18 protein-coding genes are annotated in these 22,058 nt (G+C 55.6%); 6 read left to right on the forward strand and 12 right to left on the reverse strand.

Translation table 11 applies throughout. The annotated features are described in order from the left end of the window. The first annotated feature begins 74 nt into the window (after positions 1-74). Positions 75-1,328: a serine hydroxymethyltransferase gene (glyA, locus tag OGV75_RS19025; protein ID WP_003835277.1), complete on the forward strand. Its 1,254-nt coding sequence runs from the start codon at positions 75-77 to the stop codon at positions 1,326-1,328. A gap of 78 nt (positions 1,329-1,406) precedes the next feature. Here the strand turns inward: glyA and hcaD are convergent, their stop codons facing one another. The 5 genes from hcaD to hcaE are packed head-to-tail and all read right to left on the reverse strand — an operon-like array spanning position 1,407 to position 5,624. Beyond that, a complete protein-coding gene (gene hcaD / locus OGV75_RS19030; protein ID WP_046275231.1) occupies positions 1,407-2,609 on the reverse strand; it encodes a phenylpropionate dioxygenase ferredoxin reductase subunit in 1,203 nt (400 codons plus the stop codon). A 9-nt stretch (positions 2,610-2,618) separates the two neighbouring features. Next, positions 2,619-3,431 carry a 3-phenylpropionate-dihydrodiol/cinnamic acid-dihydrodiol dehydrogenase gene (gene hcaB, locus OGV75_RS19035; RefSeq protein WP_019077395.1) on the reverse strand — a complete coding sequence of 271 codons (813 nt, stop codon included), beginning with the start codon at positions 3,429-3,431 and terminating at the stop codon, positions 2,619-2,621. Then, complete coding sequence (gene hcaC, locus OGV75_RS19040) at positions 3,428-3,748, reverse strand: 3-phenylpropionate/cinnamic acid dioxygenase ferredoxin subunit (protein WP_016154025.1); 321 nt, start codon at positions 3,746-3,748, stop codon at positions 3,428-3,430. Before hcaC ends, hcaB begins: the two co-directional genes overlap by 4 nt. Further along, positions 3,748-4,266, reverse strand: coding sequence for a 3-phenylpropionate/cinnamic acid dioxygenase subunit beta (gene hcaF / locus OGV75_RS19045; protein WP_016154024.1), 519 nt, complete (start codon positions 4,264-4,266; stop codon positions 3,748-3,750). The genes hcaC and hcaF overlap by 1 nt, the downstream gene beginning before the upstream one ends. Then, positions 4,263-5,624 (reverse strand): 3-phenylpropionate/cinnamic acid dioxygenase subunit alpha, encoded by a 1,362-nt coding sequence (hcaE, locus tag OGV75_RS19050; RefSeq protein WP_046275229.1) that lies wholly within the window; start codon positions 5,622-5,624, stop codon positions 4,263-4,265. Before hcaE ends, hcaF begins: the two co-directional genes overlap by 4 nt. A gap of 135 nt (positions 5,625-5,759) precedes the next feature. Between hcaE and hcaR the strand changes: the two genes are divergently transcribed. After that, on the forward strand, positions 5,760-6,653 hold the full coding sequence (hcaR, locus tag OGV75_RS19055) for a DNA-binding transcriptional regulator HcaR (RefSeq protein ID WP_046275228.1): 894 nt from the start codon (positions 5,760-5,762) through the stop codon (positions 6,651-6,653). A 3-nt stretch (positions 6,654-6,656) separates the two neighbouring features. Here the strand turns inward: hcaR and OGV75_RS19060 are convergent, their stop codons facing one another. After that, positions 6,657-7,850, reverse strand: a complete 1,194-nt coding sequence (locus tag OGV75_RS19060) for an ROK family transcriptional regulator (protein WP_046275227.1) — start codon at positions 7,848-7,850, stop codon at positions 6,657-6,659. 114 nt (positions 7,851-7,964) lie between these two features. On the opposite strand from OGV75_RS19060, the gene OGV75_RS19065 reads away from it, so the two are divergent. From OGV75_RS19065 to OGV75_RS19080, 4 genes are all read left to right on the forward strand, one after another. Then, complete coding sequence (locus OGV75_RS19065) at positions 7,965-11,231, forward strand: DUF5107 domain-containing protein (RefSeq protein ID WP_286481029.1); 3,267 nt, start codon at positions 7,965-7,967, stop codon at positions 11,229-11,231. 72 nt (positions 11,232-11,303) lie between these two features. Beyond that, positions 11,304-12,743 (forward strand): sugar porter family MFS transporter, encoded by a 1,440-nt coding sequence (locus OGV75_RS19070; RefSeq protein WP_046275225.1) that lies wholly within the window; start codon positions 11,304-11,306, stop codon positions 12,741-12,743. Then, positions 12,743-13,585, forward strand: coding sequence for an aldose 1-epimerase (locus OGV75_RS19075; RefSeq protein ID WP_046275224.1), 843 nt, complete (start codon positions 12,743-12,745; stop codon positions 13,583-13,585). The genes OGV75_RS19070 and OGV75_RS19075 overlap by 1 nt, the downstream gene beginning before the upstream one ends. An 87-nt stretch (positions 13,586-13,672) precedes the next feature. Beyond that, a complete protein-coding gene (locus OGV75_RS19080) occupies positions 13,673-14,821 on the forward strand; it encodes a 3-phenylpropionate MFS transporter (protein ID WP_016154017.1) in 1,149 nt (382 codons plus the stop codon). Here OGV75_RS19080 and csiE read toward each other — a convergent pair. The 6 genes from csiE to OGV75_RS19110 form a co-directional block, all read right to left on the reverse strand. Continuing rightward, positions 14,816-16,093: a stationary phase inducible protein CsiE gene (gene csiE / locus OGV75_RS19085; protein ID WP_047358249.1), complete on the reverse strand. Its 1,278-nt coding sequence runs from the start codon at positions 16,091-16,093 to the stop codon at positions 14,816-14,818. The genes OGV75_RS19080 and csiE overlap by 6 nt on opposite strands. 247 nt (positions 16,094-16,340) lie before the next feature. Further along, entirely contained in the window at positions 16,341-16,940 is a 600-nt protein-coding gene (locus OGV75_RS19090; RefSeq protein ID WP_047358248.1) for a KpsF/GutQ family sugar-phosphate isomerase, read from the reverse strand. Then, positions 16,937-18,574 (reverse strand): FGGY-family carbohydrate kinase, encoded by a 1,638-nt coding sequence (locus tag OGV75_RS19095; RefSeq protein WP_003847100.1) that lies wholly within the window; start codon positions 18,572-18,574, stop codon positions 16,937-16,939. Before OGV75_RS19095 ends, OGV75_RS19090 begins: the two co-directional genes overlap by 4 nt. 17 nt (positions 18,575-18,591) lie before the next feature. Continuing rightward, complete coding sequence (locus OGV75_RS19100) at positions 18,592-19,545, reverse strand: ABC transporter permease (protein WP_003037658.1); 954 nt, start codon at positions 19,543-19,545, stop codon at positions 18,592-18,594. Position 19,546: 1 nt separating this feature from the next. Beyond that, positions 19,547-20,536, reverse strand: a complete 990-nt coding sequence (locus OGV75_RS19105; RefSeq protein WP_008785467.1) for an ABC transporter permease — start codon at positions 20,534-20,536, stop codon at positions 19,547-19,549. After that, positions 20,529-22,037 carry a sugar ABC transporter ATP-binding protein gene (locus OGV75_RS19110; protein WP_016154014.1) on the reverse strand — a complete coding sequence of 503 codons (1,509 nt, stop codon included), beginning with the start codon at positions 22,035-22,037 and terminating at the stop codon, positions 20,529-20,531. Before OGV75_RS19110 ends, OGV75_RS19105 begins: the two co-directional genes overlap by 8 nt. Positions 22,038-22,058 lie beyond the last annotated feature (21 nt).

Consider the following 22,058-nt stretch of genomic DNA (forward strand, 5'->3'; position numbering starts at 1 on the left):
TACTGTTCGCCGTCGTCCAACGGGACTGCCTTTTTAGGCCGAAATTCTATTGTTAGCTGAGTCAGGAGATGCGGATGTTAAAGCGTGAAATGAACATTGCCGATTATGATGCCGAACTGTGGCAGGCTATGGAGCAGGAAAAAGTACGTCAGGAAGAGCACATCGAACTGATCGCCTCCGAAAACTACACCAGCCCGCGTGTTATGCAGGCGCAGGGTTCTCAGCTGACCAACAAATACGCTGAAGGTTATCCGGGCAAGCGCTACTACGGCGGTTGCGAGTACGTTGATATCGTTGAGCAATTGGCTATCGATCGTGCAAAAGAGCTGTTTGGCGCTGACTACGCTAACGTACAGCCGCACTCCGGCTCCCAGGCTAACTTCGCTGTTTACACCGCTCTGCTGCAACCGGGTGATACCGTTCTGGGTATGAACCTGGCGCAAGGCGGCCACCTGACTCACGGTTCCCCGGTTAACTTCTCTGGCAAGCTGTACAACATCATCCCTTACGGTATTGATGAGTCTGGTAAAATTGACTACGAAGATATGGCTAAGCAGGCCAAAGAGCACAAGCCGAAGATGATCATCGGCGGCTTCTCTGCTTACTCCGGCGTTGTTGATTGGGCAAAAATGCGTGAAATCGCCGACAGCATTGGCGCATACCTGTTCGTTGACATGGCGCACGTTGCGGGCCTGATCGCCGCAGGCGTTTACCCGAACCCGGTTCCACACGCACACGTAGTGACCACCACCACCCACAAAACCCTGGCGGGTCCGCGCGGCGGCCTGATCCTGGCGAAAGGCGGTGACGAAGAGCTGTACAAAAAGCTGAACTCCGCGGTGTTCCCAAGCGCGCAGGGCGGCCCGCTGATGCACGTGATCGCGGCGAAAGCCGTGGCGCTGAAAGAAGCGATGGAGCCTGAGTTTAAGGTTTACCAGCAGCAGGTTGCTAAAAATGCTAAAGCGATGGTAGAAGTGTTCCTGAACCGTGGCTACAAAGTGGTTTCTGGCGGTACTGAAAACCACCTGTTCCTGCTGGATCTGGTTGATAAAAACCTGACCGGTAAAGAAGCTGACGCCGCACTGGGCCGCGCTAACATCACTGTTAACAAAAACAGCGTGCCGAACGATCCGAAGAGCCCGTTTGTGACTTCCGGTATCCGTATCGGTTCTCCGGCTGTGACTCGCCGTGGCTTTAAAGAAGCGGAAGTGAAAGAGCTGGCTGGCTGGATGTGTGACGTTCTGGACAACATCAATGACGAAGCCGTTATCGAGCGCGTCAAAGGTAAAGTTCTGGATATCTGCGCACGCTTCCCGGTTTACGCGTAATTCTGCTTAACGCAAAACGAAAGGCCGCTGATGCGGCCTTTTTTAATGCCTGATAGCGCTGCGCTTATCAGGCTGCTATCACAACGACTTCAGCGCTACGCCTTCATCGCACAGCGCTTCCTCGCTTACTACTCGTCCTGAATGAATTAACTTACGCAGTGCGCGCACTTCGCGTCCGTTGTTGAGCGCTACTGCGCCAATTAGCTTCCCATCACGCAGGTGGAACCAGATAGCCTTGCCGTCATCCGGATTGCCACGACATAACCATGTTTGCCCTTGCATACCGCCAACAAATTGCAGATTGTCATTAAATTGGTCGGTCCAGAACCAGCCTGGCGTCTTCTCCGGCAACGGCAGATTAAGCATTGCGGCAGCGGCAATCTGTGCCTGGTTATTGGCATTTTCCCAGCTTTCTACCCGTTCTAACGAACCGTCGGGCTGGCGCGTTATCGCCACATCACCGGCGGCGAAAATCGCGGGATCGGAGGTGATGCATGCGGAGTCAACGATAATACCGTTAGCCGTCTCCAGCCCCGCTTCGCGAGCCAGCGCATCATTCGCCACGATGCCGATGCCATAAACCAGCGCATTGGCCTGTAGCGTCTCGCCGTTTTGCAGGGTAAGCGAGAGAAACTCTCCCGCTTCAGCGTGCTCAATGGCGCTGTTGAGCAGCACCCGCCCCCCTGCCTGTCGGTGGCGGTTTAGCAGATAGTCGCGCACCGGAGCAGGGGCGTTGCGGCCCATTACCGTTGAGGCCAGCTCCACTAACGTTACCCGACAGCCGCGTTGGATCGCGCTGGCCGCTAATTCCAGGCCAATGGTGCCCGCACCGACAATCACAATCGACTTGCCCGGCAGCAAGACACCGCGCAGACGTTCGGCATCTGTGGCGTGACGCAGGGTAAAGCAACGTTCGCCCAGTTTATCCAGCAGCGGCAGCGGTCTGGCGGCGGCCCCGGTCGCCAACAGCAACTGCGACCAGCGGTATGACTGACCATCGGCGAGCATCAGCGTGCGCGAGGTGCGGTCAATCTGACGCAGCGTGACGCCAAGATGCAGCTGTACGTTGTTCTCCAGCCACCAGTCAGCGTTCAGGATCGGCTGTCGCTGTGGATTTTCGTCCAGCAGCATCGCTTTGGAGAGCGGAGGGCGTTCATAGGGCAGATACGGCTCATCGGAAAACAGATGCAATTCGCCGTTAAATCCTTGCTGACGCAGTGCGACGGCGGCCATTGCCGCAGCCTGACCACCGCCGACGATAGCGATAACTTTATGGCTCATAACGCCTCCTCAGAGATCCAGTCCGGCGGCAACGTGACGAATACCGCGAATGCCCAAACCGGCATCGGCATTGATCATCACGCCACTCAATGTGCGATTGTTGCGCTTTGACGCCAGCATCACATACGGGCCGGTAAAATCCGCTGGCTCAGGAAAAAACTGCAACGGCAAAATGGCGGCGATTTTTTCCGGCGTCAGCGACTGCATAATCGACGTATCGCCCTGGCCCAGCGCCTGTGGGCCGCGCAGATCGGTCGCCATGCCGCACGGACCGACGCCGTTGACGCGCACCTTTGGCGCCAGCTCGTAGGCTAACTGGCGAATCAACCCGGTGGCGGCATGTTTAGAGGCGGTATACAACGGACCGCCGCCGCCGGGATACCACGCCGCGTTGGAAAGGGTAAAGATGATGTTGCCTTCGCTGGCGATAAGCGCAGGGGCGCAGGCTTTTGCGCCCAGCAGATAGCCCAACACGTTGACGTTAAACAGCTCATGAAAGCCGCTCTCCAGCGCGTCCGCTGGCGTATTGACCAGCGAGGCGTTGTGATCCCATATCCCGGCGTTGCCGATCAAACAGTCCAGGGTGCCGTAGCGCGCCAGAATTTGATCCACCGCGCGCTGATAGTCGGCGTAGCAGGTGACGTTGCCTTCTACTGCCAGCACATGTTCGCCAAAACGTTGGCGCAGGCTGGCGACTTTGGCTGGCGAAAGTTCCAGCGTGGCGACCCGCGCGCCTTCCTCAATGAAACGCTCGACCAGCGCCAGGCCAAGACCGGAGCCGCCGCCGGTGATAAAGACCACGTTATCGCGTAAATCGCTCATCTCGCGTCCTCTGGAATATCAACGAACACATCACTACCTTCCACGTACACCGCGTAGGTGGTCAGCGGATCGGTGGCAGGTAAACACAACGCCTTACCGGTTTTCAGGCAGAAACTGGCGGCATGTAGCGGGCATTCCACCGTCGCATCGTCTTCCAGATAACCTTCCGACATCGAGGCATTACCGTGGCTACAGCGATCGTTAATGGCATAAAACTCGCCGCCAACGTTGAACAGTGCGATGACGGGCGAGGTGTCGAGCCGGAGCGCTTCACCCTCCGGCAAATCCCCTACGGGGCAGGCATAAATACGACTCATCAGAACAATACACTCAGGTTATGGGAGGTGATCACCGCTTGATCCAGCACGATCTCACGCTCCAGTAAGCGCCACTCATCGCCCGGTAAACGGCGCACTTTGTCCATGCGCATGCCGACGTAAAAGGTTTCATCGCGCTCTTTTTGCGCGCGATACAGCAGATAGTTAAGGCGCACGGCGAATACATCCGGCACTTCGGTTTCACTGACCTGGCAGTTGCTGATCAGGTGCCGGGTACGCGACGGCGGCTCCTCTGCCCAGGCCATTCCGGTTTCCAGTCGCGCAATACGGCGTTCAAGCTGATCTTTATTGTCGTTAAAAATCCAGGTGGTTGGCGGCTGCACGCCTTTGCGACGATCGCGCGTCTGGGCATTGACTGTTGTGCGCATGGTATAGCGAATGTCGTCATCCAGCTGTGCCAGCCAGTCGCGAAACTGCCAGTCATCCAGCAGGCTGGCTTCATGGTAGAGAAACTGCGTAATGCGGTGATGCAGTTCCAGGGAAACTAAAGCACTCATTTCATCACCTCCTGCTGGTAAGCGGCGGTTTTTTCCTGCACTTCCTGCCAGCTTTCGCTGCTGAGTAAATCAGCCCAGCGCTGATACATGCCGCGGGCGGCGGTTTCTGAGAAGATGTAGTTGGTGATCCCCGGAATGCCGTCTTCACGACGTCTCTCCTGACCTAACCCCATTTCCAGGCACAGTTTGCTATTACGCGCCCGATGACCCTTCAGCAGTTTTTGAATTTCACACCAGTTTTCCGAGTCGTCCTGTTCAAGGAATCCGGCGGGGCCAAAAGCGCGCGTAGCGCTGTTTTCAAATGCGGCTTTCACTTCATCAGAGGCGGCTTTATCGGTAATACAGAACGCCCACACTTCAACCTGATCAGGACCGCGCGGATGCCAGACGCGCAACGTAGCGGTACCATTGAGCCAGGAAAGCGTTGGAAAAATGTTGTTGTGACCGGCCAGACGCAGGGCACGAACCTTACCCAGACGCTGTTCAGCTTCCGCGTAGGTGTCGCGGTAGTAGCTGGAGACTTCGCCGTCGACCCACACGTTGGCATCCGGCTTTTCGGTAAAGAAGAAGCCGCTGCCGTGCCCGTCCTGGCCGAACTGTAGTGCATCTTTGGCGGTTTCCCACACCGGGCGAGCGGTTTGTCCGTCACCGAGGCGTTTATCGCTACCGTCGTCTTTTGCCCCCAACACCTGCACAGCGGAGGCATGACTGAACAATGCGTGATACTGATCGCTGGCAAACTGTTCGGCGGGGAATTTCCAGTTACAGTCGATGGTCCACTTCTGTACGCCGCCGACGATTTCTGTGCCGCCTTCGCGGCGGTCAAGCACACCGTCGAGATACCACGCGATGTCGCCGAGATAATCGCGTAGCGTGGGCGCGGTGGTGTCCCAGTTGCCGAAAATCAGCCCTTTATAGCTCTCTACGCCAGGAACTTCGTTCAGTCCCCAGTGCGATTTGCATAGCCCTTGCGGGTAAGCGCGAGGCTCCAGCGGGACGTCGATCAGCTCGCCATTGATACCGTACGACCAGCCGTGATACGGGCAGGTAAAGGCGCGAGTGTTCCCGCAGTCGGCGTAGCTGACGCGCATCGCCCGGTGGCGGCACTGGTTGAGAAACGCTTTGATGCTGCCGTCTTTCTGGCGAACCACCACGACCGCATCCTCGCCCATGTAGGTGTTAAAAAAATCACCGGCTTTGGGGATTTGGCTTTCGTGGGCGAGAAATAGCCAGCAGCGCCCGAAGATGCGCTCCAGCTCCAGTTGGTAAATTTCTGGGTCAGTATAAATCCGTGGGGTTACACGACCGTTTTGCGTGTCGATCAGTTGGTAGATGTCTAAATTTGAGGGTGTGGTCATATTTTTTAATCCTGAAAGATAAGATGTATTGACCTTCTATTTTTGTGCCATAAGGATGTTGCTGATTAGTTATCAATCTGTGAAATAGTAAATTTCTACCAGTTGAGACATTTTTTCGATAACAAGGAGAAGGGCATGGAACTGAGGCACTTACGCTATTTTGTGGCGGTGGCGCAGGCGCTGAATTTCACCCGGGCGGCAGAAAAGCTGCATACCTCTCAGCCGTCGTTAAGCAGCCAGATCCGCGATCTGGAAACCTGCGTGGGCGTTCCGTTACTGGTGCGGGATAAGCGAAAAGTTGCGCTGACGGCGGCGGGGGAATGCTTTTTACAGGACGCGCTGGCGATCCTTGAGCAGGCGGAAAATGCCAAAGTTCGCGCCCGTAAAACGGGGCAGGAAGATAATCATTTCGCTATTGGTTTTGTCCCTTCCGCTGAGGTGAATTTGCTCCCGAAAGTGCTGCCCTTATTTCGTTTAAAACAACCGGATACACACATTGAGCTGGTAAGCCTGATAACCACCGAACAGGAAGAAAGGATCCTCAACGGAGAACTGGACGTGGGCTTAATGCGTCACCCGGTGTACAGCCCGGAGCTGGATTATCTGGAGCTGATTCATGAGCCGCTGGTCGTGGTGTTACCGGTGAACCATCCGTTAGCCAATGAGCAAGCGATCTCCGCAGAACAGTTACACGGCGTAAATTTTGTCAGTACCGATCCCGCTTATTCCGGGGCGCTAGCGATGATTGTCAAAAACTGGTTTCAGCAGCAGGAAAGCCAGCCCAATATTGTGCAGGTAGCGACCAATATTCTGGTGACCATGAATCTGGTCGGCATGGGGCTGGGGGTGACTTTGATACCCGGTTATATGAATAATTTTAATACCGGGCAGGTGGTTTTTCGGCCTATTGTTGGCGATGTTCCGACCATTGCCCTGCTGATGGCGTGGAAAAAAGGGCCAATCAAACCGGCATTGACCGATTTTATCGCCACTGTGCATGAACGTTTAGCCGTGAGCCTGGCGGAGTAATGACTACAGCTCGCTAAGCTGTGATTCGACATAAAGATAGCCAATTCCCATGAGTTGCTGAGGGCGATTAAGCTGACCGAAGCTTATCTGAGTTGCTCTGGCACGCGGGTTATCGCCGTGATCGAACGGATTAAACCCGGTTTGCTGTACCAGCGTATTGAGCCAGCTATCGCCAAATGCACAGCTACGACCATACAACCATATTTGATTAATGTTCAGTATATTCAAAAAATTATAAAGACTCAGGCCGATGGCGCTGGCGGCATGTTCGGCCCAGGCCTGAATGCGAACATCTCCGTGTTGCCAGGCAGTAATAAGCTGGTCGGTGGTGAGCGTTTCCGGGTCGTAAAGGGATGTCGGCTGCGATTTCATCCACACGCGGGCCTGCTTTTTCAACGCGCTCAATGACGCCACTGTTTCCAGACAGCCATAACGGCCACAGTCACAGGCGATCCCATCGGGATGAATGATGGTATGCCCAATCTGACCGCTGCCATACAGACTCCCGCGCCAGATGTTATCGTTAATCACAAACGATGAGCCAATACCGTAATCAACGTTAATCACGCAAAAATCACCGTTAGCCGCCGGGTTTTGCCATTTTTCCGCCAGCGCCAGCATCACGCAGTCATTATCCAGCCGGACCTGTACGCCGAGCATCTCCTCCAGCAGATATTTTATTTCCACCGGTGTTTTCCACGGCGCCTGAGGCATGGTTTTTGATGCGCCGGTTATCGGATCAACCTGACCGTGAACGCCAAGCGCCAGATTAATCGTGACCTCGGGAAATTGTCGACGATATTCCCGCCAGTGCGCCGCCAATGCTGTCAGCAGCGCTTTTGGCGATTCGGGGTTGATGACTTCATGCTGCCAGTCGCCGACGGCAACCAGCCGAGCATCCGCCAGTTGACTGGTGATGCTGGTGGGGGTGACGTTGATACACAGCGTCCAGGCACCTTTCTCTGGCAAATGATAGCTGCCACTGCTCAAACCGCGCTGGCTTAAAGTTTCTCGCGAATGGCTGATTCTTCCTTCATCCATCAGTTCTTCGAGGATATTGCTAACCGCCGGGATCGACAGGCTGGTGAGCTGCGCCAGCTGTGACTTGCTGAGCTGCTTTTCTCGCCACAGATGTGACAAAAAAATCTGTTTATTCGCCTGACGTACCCTGGCGTTGTTGAACCCCGAACGCTGCATTCACTTAACTCCCTTAACTATATTGCGTGAGCATTGCGCATTTTAACGCCACTTAACTGCCGCAGAATAGCATCAAGTTGAATTTTTACTTTTGTTTATTAAGTGGAGCGCGGCATGTACGGTTCAGTAAAAGTTTGGCAGGAAACGATCACCCTCCCCACGTGGACAGCGGGTGAAGAAGACGCCAACCCAATGTTTCTGGAAAAGCGAGTTTATCAGGGGTCTTCAGGAGCGGTTTATCCCTATGGCGTGATTGATACGCTGACCGGCAAACGTGAAATGCGCGACTATCAGGCGGTATGGATGGAGAATGACTTCATTCGCATCATGCTGCTGCCGGAGTTAGGCGGACGCATTCATCGAGCGTATGACAAAGTGCAGCAGCGCGACTTCGTCTACTACAACGAAGTGGTAAAACCTGCGCTGGTCGGTCTGCTTGGGCCGTGGATCTCTGGCGGCATTGAGTTTAACTGGCCGCAACATCATCGCCCGACCACCTTTATGCCGGTGGATTTTACGCAACAGCAGGGTGAGCAGGGCGAATACACCGTCTGGATGGGCGAGGTAGAGCCCATGCGTGGTTTACAGGTCATGACCGGATTCACGCTGTATCCGGATCGCGCGTTGATCGAGATAACCGGGAAGGTTTTTAACGGTAACGCTACCCCGCGCCACTTCTTATGGTGGGCGAATCCGGCGGTGAAGGGCGGCGACGATCACCAAAGCGTGTTTCCACCGGATGTGACGGCGGTATTCGACCACGGTAAGCGCGATGTCTCTGCGTTTCCCATCGCCACCGGCACATACTACAAAGTGGACTATTCGGCTGGCGTGGATATCTCGCGCTACAAAAACGTACCAGTGCCGACCTCCTATATGGCTGAAAAATCTGATTATGATTTTGTTGGTGCCTGGCATCACGGCGAGCGCGGTGGGTTGCTGCATGTGGCCGATCACCACGTTTCGCCAGGGAAAAAACAGTGGACTTGGGGTTATGGCGACTTTGGTGTTGCCTGGGATCGTAATCTCACTGATGACAACGGTCCGTATATCGAACTTATGACCGGGGTCTTTACCGATAACCAGCCGGATTTCACCTGGCTTGCGCCGTACGAAGAGAAAGTCTTCGTGCAAAACTTCCTGCCTTACAGCGAACTGGGTATGGTGCAAAACGCCAGCACGCAGTTGGCGCTTCGTCTGGTGCGTGAGAGTCGCCAGCTTTCTGTGGGCATTTATGCGATTGCGCCGTTACGCGATGTTCAGGTTACGCTTGCCGCACACGGGCAGCCATTCTATGAAAATACACTCACTCTGGAGCCGGGACAGAGCTGGCTGACTGATGTGTCAGACAATGGCCATACCCGGGTGACAATGACCGTCACTAACGCCGATGGTGCTACGCTTTTGCAGTACGAAGAGCACATCGCGCAAGAGTTACCGCTGCCTTCGGCGGCCGTCGCGCCAGCACAGCCAGAAGCACTCTCTAATACCGATGAACTCTATTTTATTGGTCAGCATCTGGAGCAGTACAACCATGCCAGCCGCTATGCTGAAGATTATTATCGCCGCGCGCTGGATGTTGATCCGCTGGATTACCGCAATAATGTGGCCCTGGGGACGCTGGCGCTAAACCGCGCAGACTGGGCGCTGGCGGCGCATTGTGCGGGTAAGGCGCTGGAACGGGCGCATAAGCTCAATAAAAATCCGCGTGATGGCGAGGCGAGCATGCTGCTGGCCGCCGCACAGGAACGTCAGGGCGACAATGACAGCGCTTGGGATAATTATTATAAGGCCAGTTGGAGCGGCAACTGTCGGGATGCGGCTTTCTGGTCGTTAGCGCGTCTGGCGATGAAGCGTCAGGACTACGTTGGCGCGTTGGAAAAAGTCGAGCAGAGCCTGCGCTTTAACGGCAGTAATAACCTGGCGATGGGACTGAAAGCGCTGGCGCTGGCAAAACTTGATCGCATTCCGCAAGCCCTGGACTACATTCGCCAACAGCTGGTTGATTATCCTCTGAGCTACACCCTGCACTATGCGCGCTGGGCCATCTGTCAGGACGAGGCGACGGCGCAAGCGCTGATCTCGATTACCGGGCGGCGCGGTACCAACGCGTGTGAACTGGCAGGCTGGTTGATCTCATTGGGGCAAAAGGATGCTGCCCGTGGCGTGCTGGAACTGCTCGACAGCCAGGAAACGCTGCCTATGCTGTGGCGCGCCTCGCTAAGTGACAACCCACAACCCTTCATCGAACGTGCCCGCGAATGCCTGCAAAACCGCGTTCGTTTCCCCAATACGCTGGATGAAGTGCAGATGCTGCAAACCCTCGAACAGAGCGCTTTTGCCCGCTATTTACTTGGCTGTTTCTGGTACAGCAAACGGCGTTATGCCGAAGCGGTATCCTGCTGGCAGTTTACCCTTGCGCAGGAAGCGGATTTCGCTCCTGTACACCGCTTACTGGGGATCTATGCCTGGAACAAACTGCATGATGCGCAGCGGGCGATGCAGTATCTGTCGCAGGCCGTGGCACTGGAGCCGCAAAATGCCCGTTTCCTGTTTGAACTCGACTATCTCAAGAAGCTGATGGCGCAACCGGCTGAGCTGCGCCTGCAGCGACTGGAAGCCAGCAAAGAGATTGTCTTCCATCGTGACGATCTGACGGTGGAACTGCTCAGTCTGTGGAATGGATTAGGGCGTTACGACGATGCCGCAGCAGTATTACGTGAGCGCGTGTTCCATCCGTGGGAAGGTGGTGAAGGCAAAGCCACCGGGCAATATCTGCTGAATCAGATGCATCGTGCGCTGGCTGCCATTCAGTCCGGCGACCCGCAAACCGCCATCGCGCAGTTGCAACAGGCGTTGCACTACCCGCAAAACCTCGGGGAGGGGCGTTTACCCGGACAAACGGATAACGATATCTGGTATTTACTGGGACATTGCGCGCAGCAGCAGGGGTGTTTTGATGAATCCCAGCGTTACTTCTCCCGTGCGACACGCGGCGGTAGCACACTGGATGCTGGCCGTTACTACAACGACCAGCCTGTGGATTATCTCTTCTGGCAGGGTATGGCGCAGAGAAAACTTGGCGATGATGCTCAGGCGAACGCTCTATTTAATAGCTTCCTGCAATGGGTTGAATCGCATCGCGACAATGTCCCGGATGTCGATTTCTTTGCCGTATCGCTACCCGATCTGGTGGTACTGGATACCTCAGCACAAGCAAAACACCAGCAACACTGCCTGTTTATCAGTGTGCTCGGGCATCTGGGGTTGGGAAATAGTGCTGCTTGCCAGCGCGATCTTGACGCACTCCTGCAGCTCAATCCGGCGCATGACAAGGCATTACTGCTGCGTCACGCCATTAACGTAAGGCTTTTCCAGTAACACCCGAAATGGGTGGGGGCAACCTCACCCGAAACCTACTGTCCCCTGCGTTTCCCTGAAAGAGGAATCATAATGAATAACGCGCAGACACATTTAAAGATTGGTTACGTCTGGACTATCTGCCTGGTTGCGGCCTGCGGTGGTTTACTGTTTGGCTATGACTGGGTGGTGATCGGTGGGGCAAAACCCTTCTATGAAGCCTATTTCTCGATTACCGATCCGGCGCAATCCGGCTGGGCGATGAGTTCGGCTTTGGTCGGTTGTATCTTTGGCGCGCTGATTTCCGGATGGTGCGCCGATAAGTTTGGCCGAAAGATGCCGCTGATTCTCTCGGCGATCCTCTTTAGCGCTTCCGCCTGGGGAACTGCCGTCGCCAGTAATTTCGACATGTTTATTGTTTATCGCATCGTTGGAGGCGTGGGGATTGGTCTGGCGTCTGCGCTAAGCCCGTTGTATATCGCCGAGGTTAGTCCGGCTGAAAAGCGTGGGCGCTTTGTTGCCGTTAACCAGCTCACTATCGTGATTGGCGTACTGGCGGCGCAGCTTATCAACCTGATGATTGCCGAACCAGTAGCCTCAGGCGCTACGCAGCAGGCGATTGTGGAAAGCTGGAACGGTCAGACGGGCTGGCGTTGGATGTTTGGCGCTGAATTAGTGCCCGCGATAATTTTCCTGGTACTGATGTTCTTTGTACCTGAATCGCCGCGCTGGCTGGTGAAAGCAGGCAAAGCCGATCGTGCGCGTACCATGCTGCAGCGCATTGGTTCGGCGGAATATGCTGGTCAAACGCTGAAAGAGATTGAACATACGTTGCAAAAAGATAATCACAAGGTCGCGTGGTCAACGCTGTTACAACCGCAGATCAAACCGATTGTGATTATTGGAATGGTGCTGGCAGTGTTCCAGCAGTGGTGTGGGATCAACGTTATTTTCAACTATGCGCAGGAGATCTTCGCCTCTGCCGGATTCGACATCAACGGTACGTTAAAATCGATCGTGGCGACAGGGATCATCAATCTGGTCTTTACCCTTGCCGCTCTGCCGTTAGTAGACAAAATTGGTCGCCGTAAACTGATGTTGTTCGGGGCGTCAGGATTAACGGTTATCTATATGCTGATTGCCGGGGCGTACGGGTTGGGCATTATGGGCTGGCCGGTTCTGGTTCTGGTGCTGGCGGCGATCGCTATTTATGCCCTGACGCTGGCCCCGGTGACCTGGGTGCTGCTGTCTGAAATTTTCCCTAACCGCGTCCGCGGGCTGGCGATGTCGCTCGGTACGCTAGCGCTGTGGATTGCCTGCTTCCTGCTGACCTATACTTTCCCGCTGCTCAATGCGAGTCTGGGCGCGTCGGGAAGCTTCCTGTTGTACGGTGTGATTTGCGCGATGGGATTCATGTATGTTCTGCGTAATGTTCCGGAAACCAAAGGCGTGACGCTGGAAGCGCTGGAAGAGCAGCTGGCGGCGCAGCATACGAAAGTTGGCGCATCAGCCCAACAACGAAGCGCTCGCTAATGGATGGTCTGCTGATGCTACAAAACGCACATCTGCGGATGTGCGTAGATCCGCAGGGCGGTTCGCTATTAAGTCTGGTTTCGTTACAACATCAACAGGCAATTTTACGCGAAGGTCATGGTCAGCAGCCCGGTGATTGCGGCCTGTTCCCGATGCTGCCGGTCGCGAATCGGGTGGCGGGAAATCGTTTTATGCTGCGCGGTGAAGAGGTGGTGTTACCTCAACATGGCGCAGATGACACCTTTTTCCTGCACGGTGACGGCTGGCTGCAACGCTGGCAGGTTATCACCGTGACCCAAAGCGGTTGTTTGCTGCAGTTGCGCAGTTGGCATCCCTGTGGCTATGACTATACGGCGCAACTTTGCTATCAACTGGAAACCTCAAGCCTGCACGTCTCGTTGACGCTCACCCATTGCGGTGAACAGCCGATGATTTATGGCTGTGGGTTCCATCCGTTTTTCGCTTTTGATAAGCACAGCACGGCGCAATTCACCACCGGCGGCTACTGGCCGGAGGGGGAACAGCATCTGCCGCTGGAATGGCAACGTGAAATCCCTCCAGCGGCGGATTTCATGTACGCGCAATACGGCGAGGATAGCTGGCTGAACGTTGGATATTCTGGCTGGAGCGGGCGGGCCGTTATTCAGCGAGATGTGATGAAAGTCACGATTTTAGCGCAAACTCCATGGTTGATGCTGTTCAGAATGTCGGGTGAGGAGTTCTTGTGCCTGGAGCCGCAAACGCATCCGGTGAATGCCCACCACATGCAGGGGCAGCCGGGATTGCAGGTTTTAGCGCAGGGAGAACGCTGCCATTTTGCGATGCAGATTTGCGTCGAATAGGGCAAAATCATGTTATCTGCCTGTTAATGCTCTCTTGCGCCAGCCTGCGTTTGTCGCCAGACTATCGCCTCCAAACGGGAGGGATTCATGGCTTTGCATTCCACGCGCTGGCTGGCGCTCGGTTATTTTACCTACTTCTTTAGCTACGGTATTTTTCTGCCTTTCTGGAGCGTCTGGCTCGAAGGGCTGGGGCTGACGCCGGAAACCATCGGTTTACTGCTGGGCGCGGGGCTGATTGCCCGTTTTCTCGGCAGTTTGCTGATTGCGCCGCGCGTAAGCGATCCCTCTCGTCTGATCTCCGCTTTACGTATTCTGGCCCTGTTGACGCTGGTGTTTGCGCTGGCCTTCTGGGCGGGCACCAACGTGGCGTGGCTGATGGTGGTGATGGTCGGCTTTAACCTGTTTTTCTCGCCGCTGGTGCCGTTGACCGACGCGCTGGCCAACACCTGGCAAAAACAGATAACCATGGACTACGGTCGGGTAAGACTGTGGGGATCCGTTGCCTTTGTGATTGGCTCTGCGCTGACCGGCAAGCTGGTGAGCCTGTTTGACTATCGGGTGATCCTGGTCCTGCTGTCGCTTGGCGTCGCGTCGATGCTATTGGGGATGATGATCCGCCCGAGCGTGCAGCCAGCAGGGGAAAACCGTCAGCAGGAGAGCGCGGGATGGCCCGCCTGGCGCGTGTTGATAACCCAAAGCTGGCGTTTTCTGGCCTGCGTGAGTCTGTTGCAAGGTGCGCATGCCGCTTATTACGGTTTCAGCGCCATCTACTGGCAGTCTGCCGGATATTCCGCTTCGGCGGTGGGCTATTTGTGGTCATTAGGTGTGGTGGCGGAAGTGATTATTTTTGCGCTCAGTCACAAGCTATTCCGCCGCTTTAGCGCGCGCGATTTGCTGCTGCTTTCCGCCGTTTGCGGCGTGGCCCGTTGGGGGTTGATGGGCTGGAGCACTGAGCTACCGTGGCTGATTGTGGTGCAAATCCTCCATTGCGGAACCTTTACCGTCTGCCACCTGGCGGCAATGCGCTATATCGCGACGCGCCAGGGCAGCGAAGTGATACGTTTGCAAGCGGTGTATTCTGCGGTGGCGATGGGCGGCAGCATCGCCATCATGACCGTATTCGCAGGCTACCTGTACCAGAATCTGGGCAACGGCGTATTCTGGGTGATGGCGCTGGTGGCGCTACCGGCAATCTTTCTGCGCCCGAAGGTGGTGGCGCAGCCTGCAACGTTATGATTCGAGGATTTTGCGGATCTGCTGCTGCTGATGCGGCGTAAGTGCCAGATCCGCATGAATCAACGGCGGTGAAAACAGCGGCAGCGGCGTGGTATACGGCGTAATAATCAGCGTGACTCCGCGCGGCGAACCCTGTTTTTGAAAGTCCTGCATCGGCATATGTTTTACGTTGAGCGGCAGCAGCGTCAGTTCGCGCAGCTGTTGCTCAATATGCGCTTCAAGTTGTTCATTGTTGCCGGTCAGCAGGATAATCTGCTTCTCGTGCAAATCCTTCTCCTGCATCAGCCAGGCACCGAAAATAACGGCGACCAGCCCGATCTCTTCTTCTGAAAACTGCACATCGTACTCCGCTTCGAAGCCATGTATCGCCTCGCGGGTAGTACGAACCAGACGGGGATAAAGTCGGCTGAACTCCTCCGGCAGCGTGTTATCAATGCCAATGGCAAACACGCTGCGGTTAAGCGCCTGGGCAAGGTGAATATACAGCTGATCGTTCAGTCCTTGCTCATCGCTGAAGCGCACATTGCCATACTCGCGAAAACGCAGCACCAGCCGTGCAATAGCAAGGCGCAGGCGACGATCCTGCTGGTGGTTATCGCGCACTGGGTCGGGGATACGGAGCATTGAGAACAGCAACGCCATAAACAGCGATTCGCCCGGCGGCGCACTCTGCATGACGTGGCGCTGCCAGTGGCGGCCAATTTCCTCCGCGAGCGGATACTCTGCGCAGGATTGCGCCCAGCGTTGCTGGAGCGGATTAAATTCCGGGGTGACTCCCGCGTGATGCTGTAGCAGACAATACTGTAAATACAGGCGCAGGAACTGGATGTCACGGTACTCAAACGGCTTCTGCAAGCGCCGGGAGCACAGATTAATGAGCGCATGCAGATTGGTGTCGTCATACAGCGTACGCGCGATACCTTGTTGTTTCAGCGCCATTTTTAATGCGGGTGTGAAATGCTGGGCGATGAAAGTCGGGCAGATCCGCAGACCGCGGCGCAGCCACTGCAACAGACACAGGCGCTGATTTAGCGGGGTCCCTTCGATCGTATAGCCGCCATTCAGCGCGGTGGTAATCGCGAGTCGGTGATAGCGCTGGATTTCGAGTCCTGCGCCAATAATATCTTCCTCAACAGTGGCATCATCAACGCCATTGAGGCTACTGAAGGTTTGAGCTGTAGCGATTTGCCCTGGCAGGAAAAGCGTCAGCAGCACCTGGCAACGGCGCTGGGGAGCGGAAAGTACAGATGGTGGAGCAAGCGTTGACATCATCTGTAGGATCTCCCGTAAGTATGTTTGATAAGAATAGCTAAAGTTTGCTCATAGATTTGGAGAATGGAATGCTTTCCACCAGGAATGCTGGAGAGCGTCACAGAATTTTTAACGTGCGGAACAGATAGCAGGAGTGGAACGCAGCGCGTTAACTGGCTTTTTCACTGTTTTATCTTCTATTGAGACATAAAAAAACCCGCCTGAGGGTGACGGGTTGAGAAGACGAGTGGAAATGCGCGGTCTGGTGTTACTGCTCGCGGCTCAGCGTTAATCCCACATCACCGCCAGGATGTACAGACAATAGCGTCTCTTTTGAGTAACCGCTTTCGCTCATCAGACAGGCGCAGGCGGCGTCAAAGATAGCCAGGACCAGTAAAATTGAGGTGGTGGCCAACATGTTCAACGGGTCGGCCTCACGCTGGACGCCGGTGGAAATCACCAGCCTCGACGCTTTAGCAATGGCTGAGTCGGCGTTTTCAGTCACGCTCAGGATGGGCACATTTCTCGCAGCCAGTCCGGGCAGCAGTCGGGTGAGTTCATCCGAATTTCCCCCGCGTGATAGCATAATGACCAGGTCGTCGGCGCGTAAAAAACCGAGATCGCCATGCGCCGCATCCGTCGCGTTGAGGTAAATCGCCGGACGTTCCACGCAGGCGAGCATGTGCGCGACTTTACGCGCCGCAATACCGGATGTACCGACGCCAGTGACGACGATTTTCCCCTGGCAACCGCGCAGCTCCGCCATTAGCGACTGCCAGACCGGTTCAGTCAGATGTTGTCCCAGACCTGCGAGGGCATCGCTATAGAGCTGAAATACGCCGGTGGCCTGAGACCAGGAGTCACTCATGCGTCCTCCTGCATCAGTTGGCGGTATTTCATATGATCCTGATACATCTCGTGGAATACCCGATATTTGCGATCGTAGTACTGCTTAATGCGATTGGTCTGCGGGGTGACCGTTTTACCAATACGGCTCATCGCCGACATCGCTTCCGGGAACGTGTCGAACACGCCTGCGGCGATAGTCCCCATCATCGCGCCGCCCAGCAGCATGGCTTCGCTCTCTTCAGGCAGCAGCATGGCGCAACCGGTGGCGTTGGCATGCTCCTGAACGAAGATCGGGTTTTTCGTCCCGCCGCCGCTGGCCATAATCGTATCGATGGTGTAGCCGCTTTGGTTCATCGTTTCAATGATATGGCGCGTTCCCAGCGCAATGGCCTGGATGGTTGCGAGGTACTGGAGCGCCATATCTTCCGGCGTGCGGGACAGCTTCAGTCCGGTGATTGCTCCCGTGAGCGTGGGGTTAGCGCGCGGCGAGCGGTTGCCGTGGAAATAGGGCAGGATGTGCATGTCACGGGTCAAAAAGGCGATATCTTCCGGCTCACCTGCCATTTTACGCAGCAGCGCATTCAGCACTTCATAAATGGTTTGCCCCTGAGACTTAGCCTGCGTTAGCAGGGTTTCGTAACACGGATGCGACTGAATAACGTGGTCGATTAACGCCCCGGTTGCTGACTGCCCGCCTTCATTGAGCCAGTATTCCGGCAGTACGGCTGAGTAGTAAGGGCCCCAGACGCCACCGATAAAACGCGGCTCTTTGGAAATTGCCATGTGTCCGGTGGAGGTGCCACCAATTAGCGCGACACGACGGTCAAAATCCGCCACCTCGCCGGAAACTCCGCTTGCGCCGAGCGTACCGAGTGTGCCGGCGTGGGCATCGATTATCGAGACGCTGACCGCGGTCCCCGGAATCAGTCCCATTTCGCTGGCGGCGCGCGCGGACAGCCCGTGACCGAGCGGTTCGCCCATGGTTTTCACGTAGCGACCAATTTTGGCAGCATCATGTTCCAGCAGGTCTTCCAGCCCAATCTGGCGGAAGTAGCTGGCATCCCATTTGTCTTCATGGCCCATATAGGTCCATTTACACACTGTCGAACACAATGAGCGTGTGTCATCGCCTGTTGCGCGCCAGGTCAGAAAATCGGGCAGGTCAAAGTAGTAACCCGCATTGGCCCAGGTATTGGGCATATGCTGCTTCAGCCACAGCAGCTTTGGCGTTTGCATTTCCGGGGAGATAATGCCGCCAACGTAGTCCAGCACCCGATGATGCAGGGCGTTAATGCGTTCAGCCTGGGTAATGGCGCGGTGATCCATCCACACAATGATGTTCTGTTCGCTGCGCCCGGACGGGCTGATGGTCAGCGGTTTACCTTCTTTATCCAGCACCACCAGTGAGCAGGTAGCGTCAAAGCCCAGACCTTTCACCTGGATTGGGTTGATATCTGACTGGTTAATCGCATCGCGAACCGCGTTACACACCGCCTGCCAGATGTTATCGGAAGACTGCTCAACAAAATCGGCCTGCGGGCGGTAAATCTCGATAGCCCGACTGGCCTGGCCGACCATTCTGCCGTTGAGATCAAACACGCCGGCACGGGCGCTTCCGGTTCCGACATCCACACCAATAAAGTAACTTGCCATAATTTTTTCTCCTGAAATCAGGCTTTACGATTCTGTAATGCGATAAAGAGGATCAGCACCGCGCCCCACAGCGCCATCGTCAGATAGCTGCTGACCCCCAGCAAGTTAAGGCCGCTTTCCAGCATTTGCAGCACAATCAGCGCCAGTACCAGGCCGATAATGCGCCCGAAACCGCCATCCGGGTTGATGCCGCCGAGGACAGAGGCAAGGATGGTGACCAGCAGGTATGACTCACCGTATCCGGCTTTTGCCGAGTTGAATTTCGCCATCATCAGAATGGCGGCGACCCAGCCGAGCAGGGCAGAAATCACGTACACGGAAATTTGTACCCGGACGGTATTTACGCCGCTGTAGCGGGTAGCCTGTTCATTGGAACCCACGAGATACAGACTGCGCCCAAGCGTGGTGTGCTCCAGCAGTACCCACAGCAGGATTGCCACCAGGAAAAAGAGCAGCAGCGCTACCGGAATACCGGCAATCGTGGCGTTACCAAGATATTGAATGGCGGTCGGGAAACCGGAAATCACTGTCCCATTGGAAAGCAGAATATTCAGCCCGGAGATAAGCGTCATCGTGCCGAGCGTGGCGAGAATCGGCGAAACCCCGACCCAGGCAATCAGCGCGCCGTTGAGCGTACCGATTGCGACCGCCACGGCAGCGCCTGCCAGCAGCGCCAGCACCAGAAACAACGGGTTATCCGGATGGGTGACGATAATCGCCGCCATTACCAGCGAGCAGGCATTCGCTCCTGCAATTATCGACAGGTTTATGCCGCCGGTCAGCATGGTCATGCCCATCCCGAGGGCCAGCATGCCAAGGATTGGCAGCTGCGAGCCAATCGACTGGAAGTTAGCGACGCTGAAAAAACGGCTGCCGAGCAGGGCCGAGAAGACCAGGGCGACGACCACAATAATGACGCATTGCAGACGAATGATGGCATCACCGGGTAAAAATCTGGCGATTGTTTTCATCTCAAAGCTCCCTTGCCAGTTTGCGTTTTTCGTTCCAGGCCGTGGCGCTAATGCTGACCAGGATAATGGCGCCGCTGAACACGGTGTGCCAGTAAGAGGAGACGCTGAGCAGCGTCAGGCCATTTTGTAAGAAGGCCAGCAGGACCACGCCGAGCAGGGTTCCGGTTAATGTGCCGCGTCCGCCGCTCATGCTGGTTCCGCCGAGCACGACCGCCGCCAGTACCGTCAACTCAAAGCCGAGCAGCGAATTGGGCGCAACTGACTGGGTGATTTGCGCCTGAACCACGGCGGCAACGCCTGCCAGAATGCCCATGTAGCCATACACGTAGAAATGCAGCTTCAGCAGATTCAGCCCCAGGCGCGAAGCCGCATCACGATTACCGCCCATGGCGTAAACCTGACGGCCAAGACGGGTATAGTTCATCAGCACGGCGGTAAAGATGATCACAGCCGCCAGGCACAGCAGAGGCAGTGTCAAGCCGTAGTCGTAGCCATCCGCCGCGGTGAACGAGAACCAATTGATGCCGTTCATAAACCAGTCCGGAAAGCCGTACAGCCAGGTGCCTTTGGTGGCGTACACCAGCAGACCGTAGTAAACGTTCAACGTGGCGATGGTAATGATGATGGCCGGAACGCGCAGCCAGTAGACCAGGAAGCCATTAATAAGTCCAAGCAACAGGCCCACCGCAATCGCGATGATTAACGCCAGCGCGAAGTTGCCGCCGTGGCCGATAACCCAACTGGCCATCGCATACTGGGCTATCGCGGTCATCGCCGGAAATGAGATGTCGATCCCGCCGGAAATCAGTACCACAAACAGCCCGCAGGCAAGGATGCCGAGAATCGCATAGCTGGTAGCCACATCCGTCAGGTTCCCCAAAGACAAGAACTCATCGGTGCTGATGCTCAGCCCAACGGCAAGGGCCACAACCAGCAGGCCCAGCCAAAACTCATGTTGCCCGATTAAACGGGAGAGATGCATCTTATTCATTGATTACCTCGACCACTTCAGCAATCTCCTCTTCACGGCACTGATGAGGATTAAATTCCGCCACCAGCCTGCCGCGACGCATCACCAGCACGCGGTGGCTGTTGTAATACGCTTCCGGGATTTCATCGCAAATCATCAGCACCGCCATACCCTGTTCCGCCAGATCGCGGGCTATCTGGTAAATACCCTCTTTGTTGGCGATATCTACGCCTACGGTAGGGGAGTCGAGGATCAGGATGCGGGGATTAGTCGCCACCCATTTGGCAATGGCGATACGCTGGGCATTACCGCCGGAAAGGGTTTTAACCGGCAGGTGTGGATCGGACACTTTGATATTCAGCTCGCGGATCAAATCGGCGACCAGCTTTTGCGCTTTACGGTGATCGAGCAGGCCGCTGCCAGTATGCAGTTGATCAAACACCGTGACGATGGTGTTGTCGTAGATCGACTGCTCCATGATCAGCCCCTGCGTCAGGCGATCTTCTGAGACGTAGCCGATCCCATGTTTGATGGCATCATGGTTATTGCGAAGAGTGACCGGCTGGCCGTTAATGCGAATCTCACCGCTTTCTGGGTGCGTCATGCCAAACAGGCTCAGACAAAGTTCGGTGCGTCCGGCGCCCAGCAGGCCCACAATGGAGACAATCTCGCCGCCGTGCAGCGACAGATTAATGTTTTGGTATTTGCCTCTGCGGCTGAGGTTGCGCAGCTCCAGCAGGGGCTCTTGCTCAATAGCGGGTCTTTCCGGCAGCGGGCTATAGTGGAAGCGTTGTCCGGTCATCAGGAAAGCCAGCTCGTGGCTGTCGAGTTCGCTGGCAGGATAAGTGCCCACCAGTTTGCCGTCGCGCATCACGCTGATGCGGTCAGCCACTTCCATCACTTCATCCAGACGGTGGCTGACAAACACTACACAAATTCCGGCAGCTTTTAGTTCGTTAACGACCCGTAGCAGGCCATTAACCTCCTGACGGGTTAGTGAGGCGGTAGGCTCGTCCATAATCACCAGACGCGCGTCGGCGGCAATCGCCCGGCAAATGGCGACCAGTTGTCGGTCGGCAATCGAGAGTTTTTCAACCTTTTTATCGGGATCGATGTTCACACCGATGCGCTTCATGGCTGCCAGCGCCTGCTGCTTCATGGCGCCACGACGTACCCAGATATCGCCACCGGGCAGATAGCGGTTGACCGCGATATTCTCCGCGACGCTAAAGTTAGGGAACAACGACAGGTCCTGATAAATAACCTGAATGCCATAATGGGAAGAGAGCTGCGGCGTCAGGTGATGGAACAATTTGCCATCGAGTAAAATCTGCGCGCCTTTTTCCGGATGATAAACTCCGGAGATCACTTTAATAATGGTACTTTTACCACAGCCGTTTTGACCCGCCAGACAGTGAACTTCGCCTTTTCTCAGCGTCAGATTCACGTTATCCAGCGCCAGCACGCCCGGGAATTGTTTGCTGATATTCTCAAGAGTGATAAATGCGGTGGTGTCTGCCATGGACAATACCCCTGCGAGCGC

It is taken from the genome of Citrobacter sp. Cb028, assembly GCF_030336705.1.
In the GTDB taxonomy this organism is placed as follows: domain Bacteria; phylum Pseudomonadota; class Gammaproteobacteria; order Enterobacterales; family Enterobacteriaceae; genus Citrobacter; species Citrobacter braakii.

What these genes read in the sequence shown, in the direction of transcription:
- glyA (WP_003835277.1), top strand. Translation starts at nt 75, where the DNA reads ATGTTAAAGCGTGAAATGAACATTGCCGATTATGATGCCGAACTGTGG.
- hcaD (WP_046275231.1), bottom strand. Translation starts at nt 2,609, where the DNA reads ATGAGCCATAAAGTTATCGCTATCGTCGGCGGTGGTCAGGCTGCGGCA.
- hcaB (WP_019077395.1), bottom strand. Translation starts at nt 3,431, where the DNA reads ATGAGCGATTTACGCGATAACGTGGTCTTTATCACCGGCGGCGGCTCC.
- hcaC (WP_016154025.1), bottom strand. Translation starts at nt 3,748, where the DNA reads ATGAGTCGTATTTATGCCTGCCCCGTAGGGGATTTGCCGGAGGGTGAA.
- hcaF (WP_016154024.1), bottom strand. Translation starts at nt 4,266, where the DNA reads ATGAGTGCTTTAGTTTCCCTGGAACTGCATCACCGCATTACGCAGTTT.
- hcaE (WP_046275229.1), bottom strand. Translation starts at nt 5,624, where the DNA reads ATGACCACACCCTCAAATTTAGACATCTACCAACTGATCGACACGCAA.
- hcaR (WP_046275228.1), top strand. Translation starts at nt 5,760, where the DNA reads ATGGAACTGAGGCACTTACGCTATTTTGTGGCGGTGGCGCAGGCGCTG.
- OGV75_RS19060 (WP_046275227.1), bottom strand. Translation starts at nt 7,850, where the DNA reads ATGCAGCGTTCGGGGTTCAACAACGCCAGGGTACGTCAGGCGAATAAA.
- OGV75_RS19065 (WP_286481029.1), top strand. Translation starts at nt 7,965, where the DNA reads ATGTACGGTTCAGTAAAAGTTTGGCAGGAAACGATCACCCTCCCCACG.
- OGV75_RS19070 (WP_046275225.1), top strand. Translation starts at nt 11,304, where the DNA reads ATGAATAACGCGCAGACACATTTAAAGATTGGTTACGTCTGGACTATC.
- OGV75_RS19075 (WP_046275224.1), top strand. Translation starts at nt 12,743, where the DNA reads ATGGATGGTCTGCTGATGCTACAAAACGCACATCTGCGGATGTGCGTA.
- OGV75_RS19080 (WP_016154017.1), top strand. Translation starts at nt 13,673, where the DNA reads ATGGCTTTGCATTCCACGCGCTGGCTGGCGCTCGGTTATTTTACCTAC.
- csiE (WP_047358249.1), bottom strand. Translation starts at nt 16,093, where the DNA reads ATGATGTCAACGCTTGCTCCACCATCTGTACTTTCCGCTCCCCAGCGC.
- OGV75_RS19090 (WP_047358248.1), bottom strand. Translation starts at nt 16,940, where the DNA reads ATGAGTGACTCCTGGTCTCAGGCCACCGGCGTATTTCAGCTCTATAGC.
- OGV75_RS19095 (WP_003847100.1), bottom strand. Translation starts at nt 18,574, where the DNA reads ATGGCAAGTTACTTTATTGGTGTGGATGTCGGAACCGGAAGCGCCCGT.
- OGV75_RS19100 (WP_003037658.1), bottom strand. Translation starts at nt 19,545, where the DNA reads ATGAAAACAATCGCCAGATTTTTACCCGGTGATGCCATCATTCGTCTG.
- OGV75_RS19105 (WP_008785467.1), bottom strand. Translation starts at nt 20,536, where the DNA reads ATGAATAAGATGCATCTCTCCCGTTTAATCGGGCAACATGAGTTTTGG.
- OGV75_RS19110 (WP_016154014.1), bottom strand. Translation starts at nt 22,037, where the DNA reads ATGGCAGACACCACCGCATTTATCACTCTTGAGAATATCAGCAAACAA.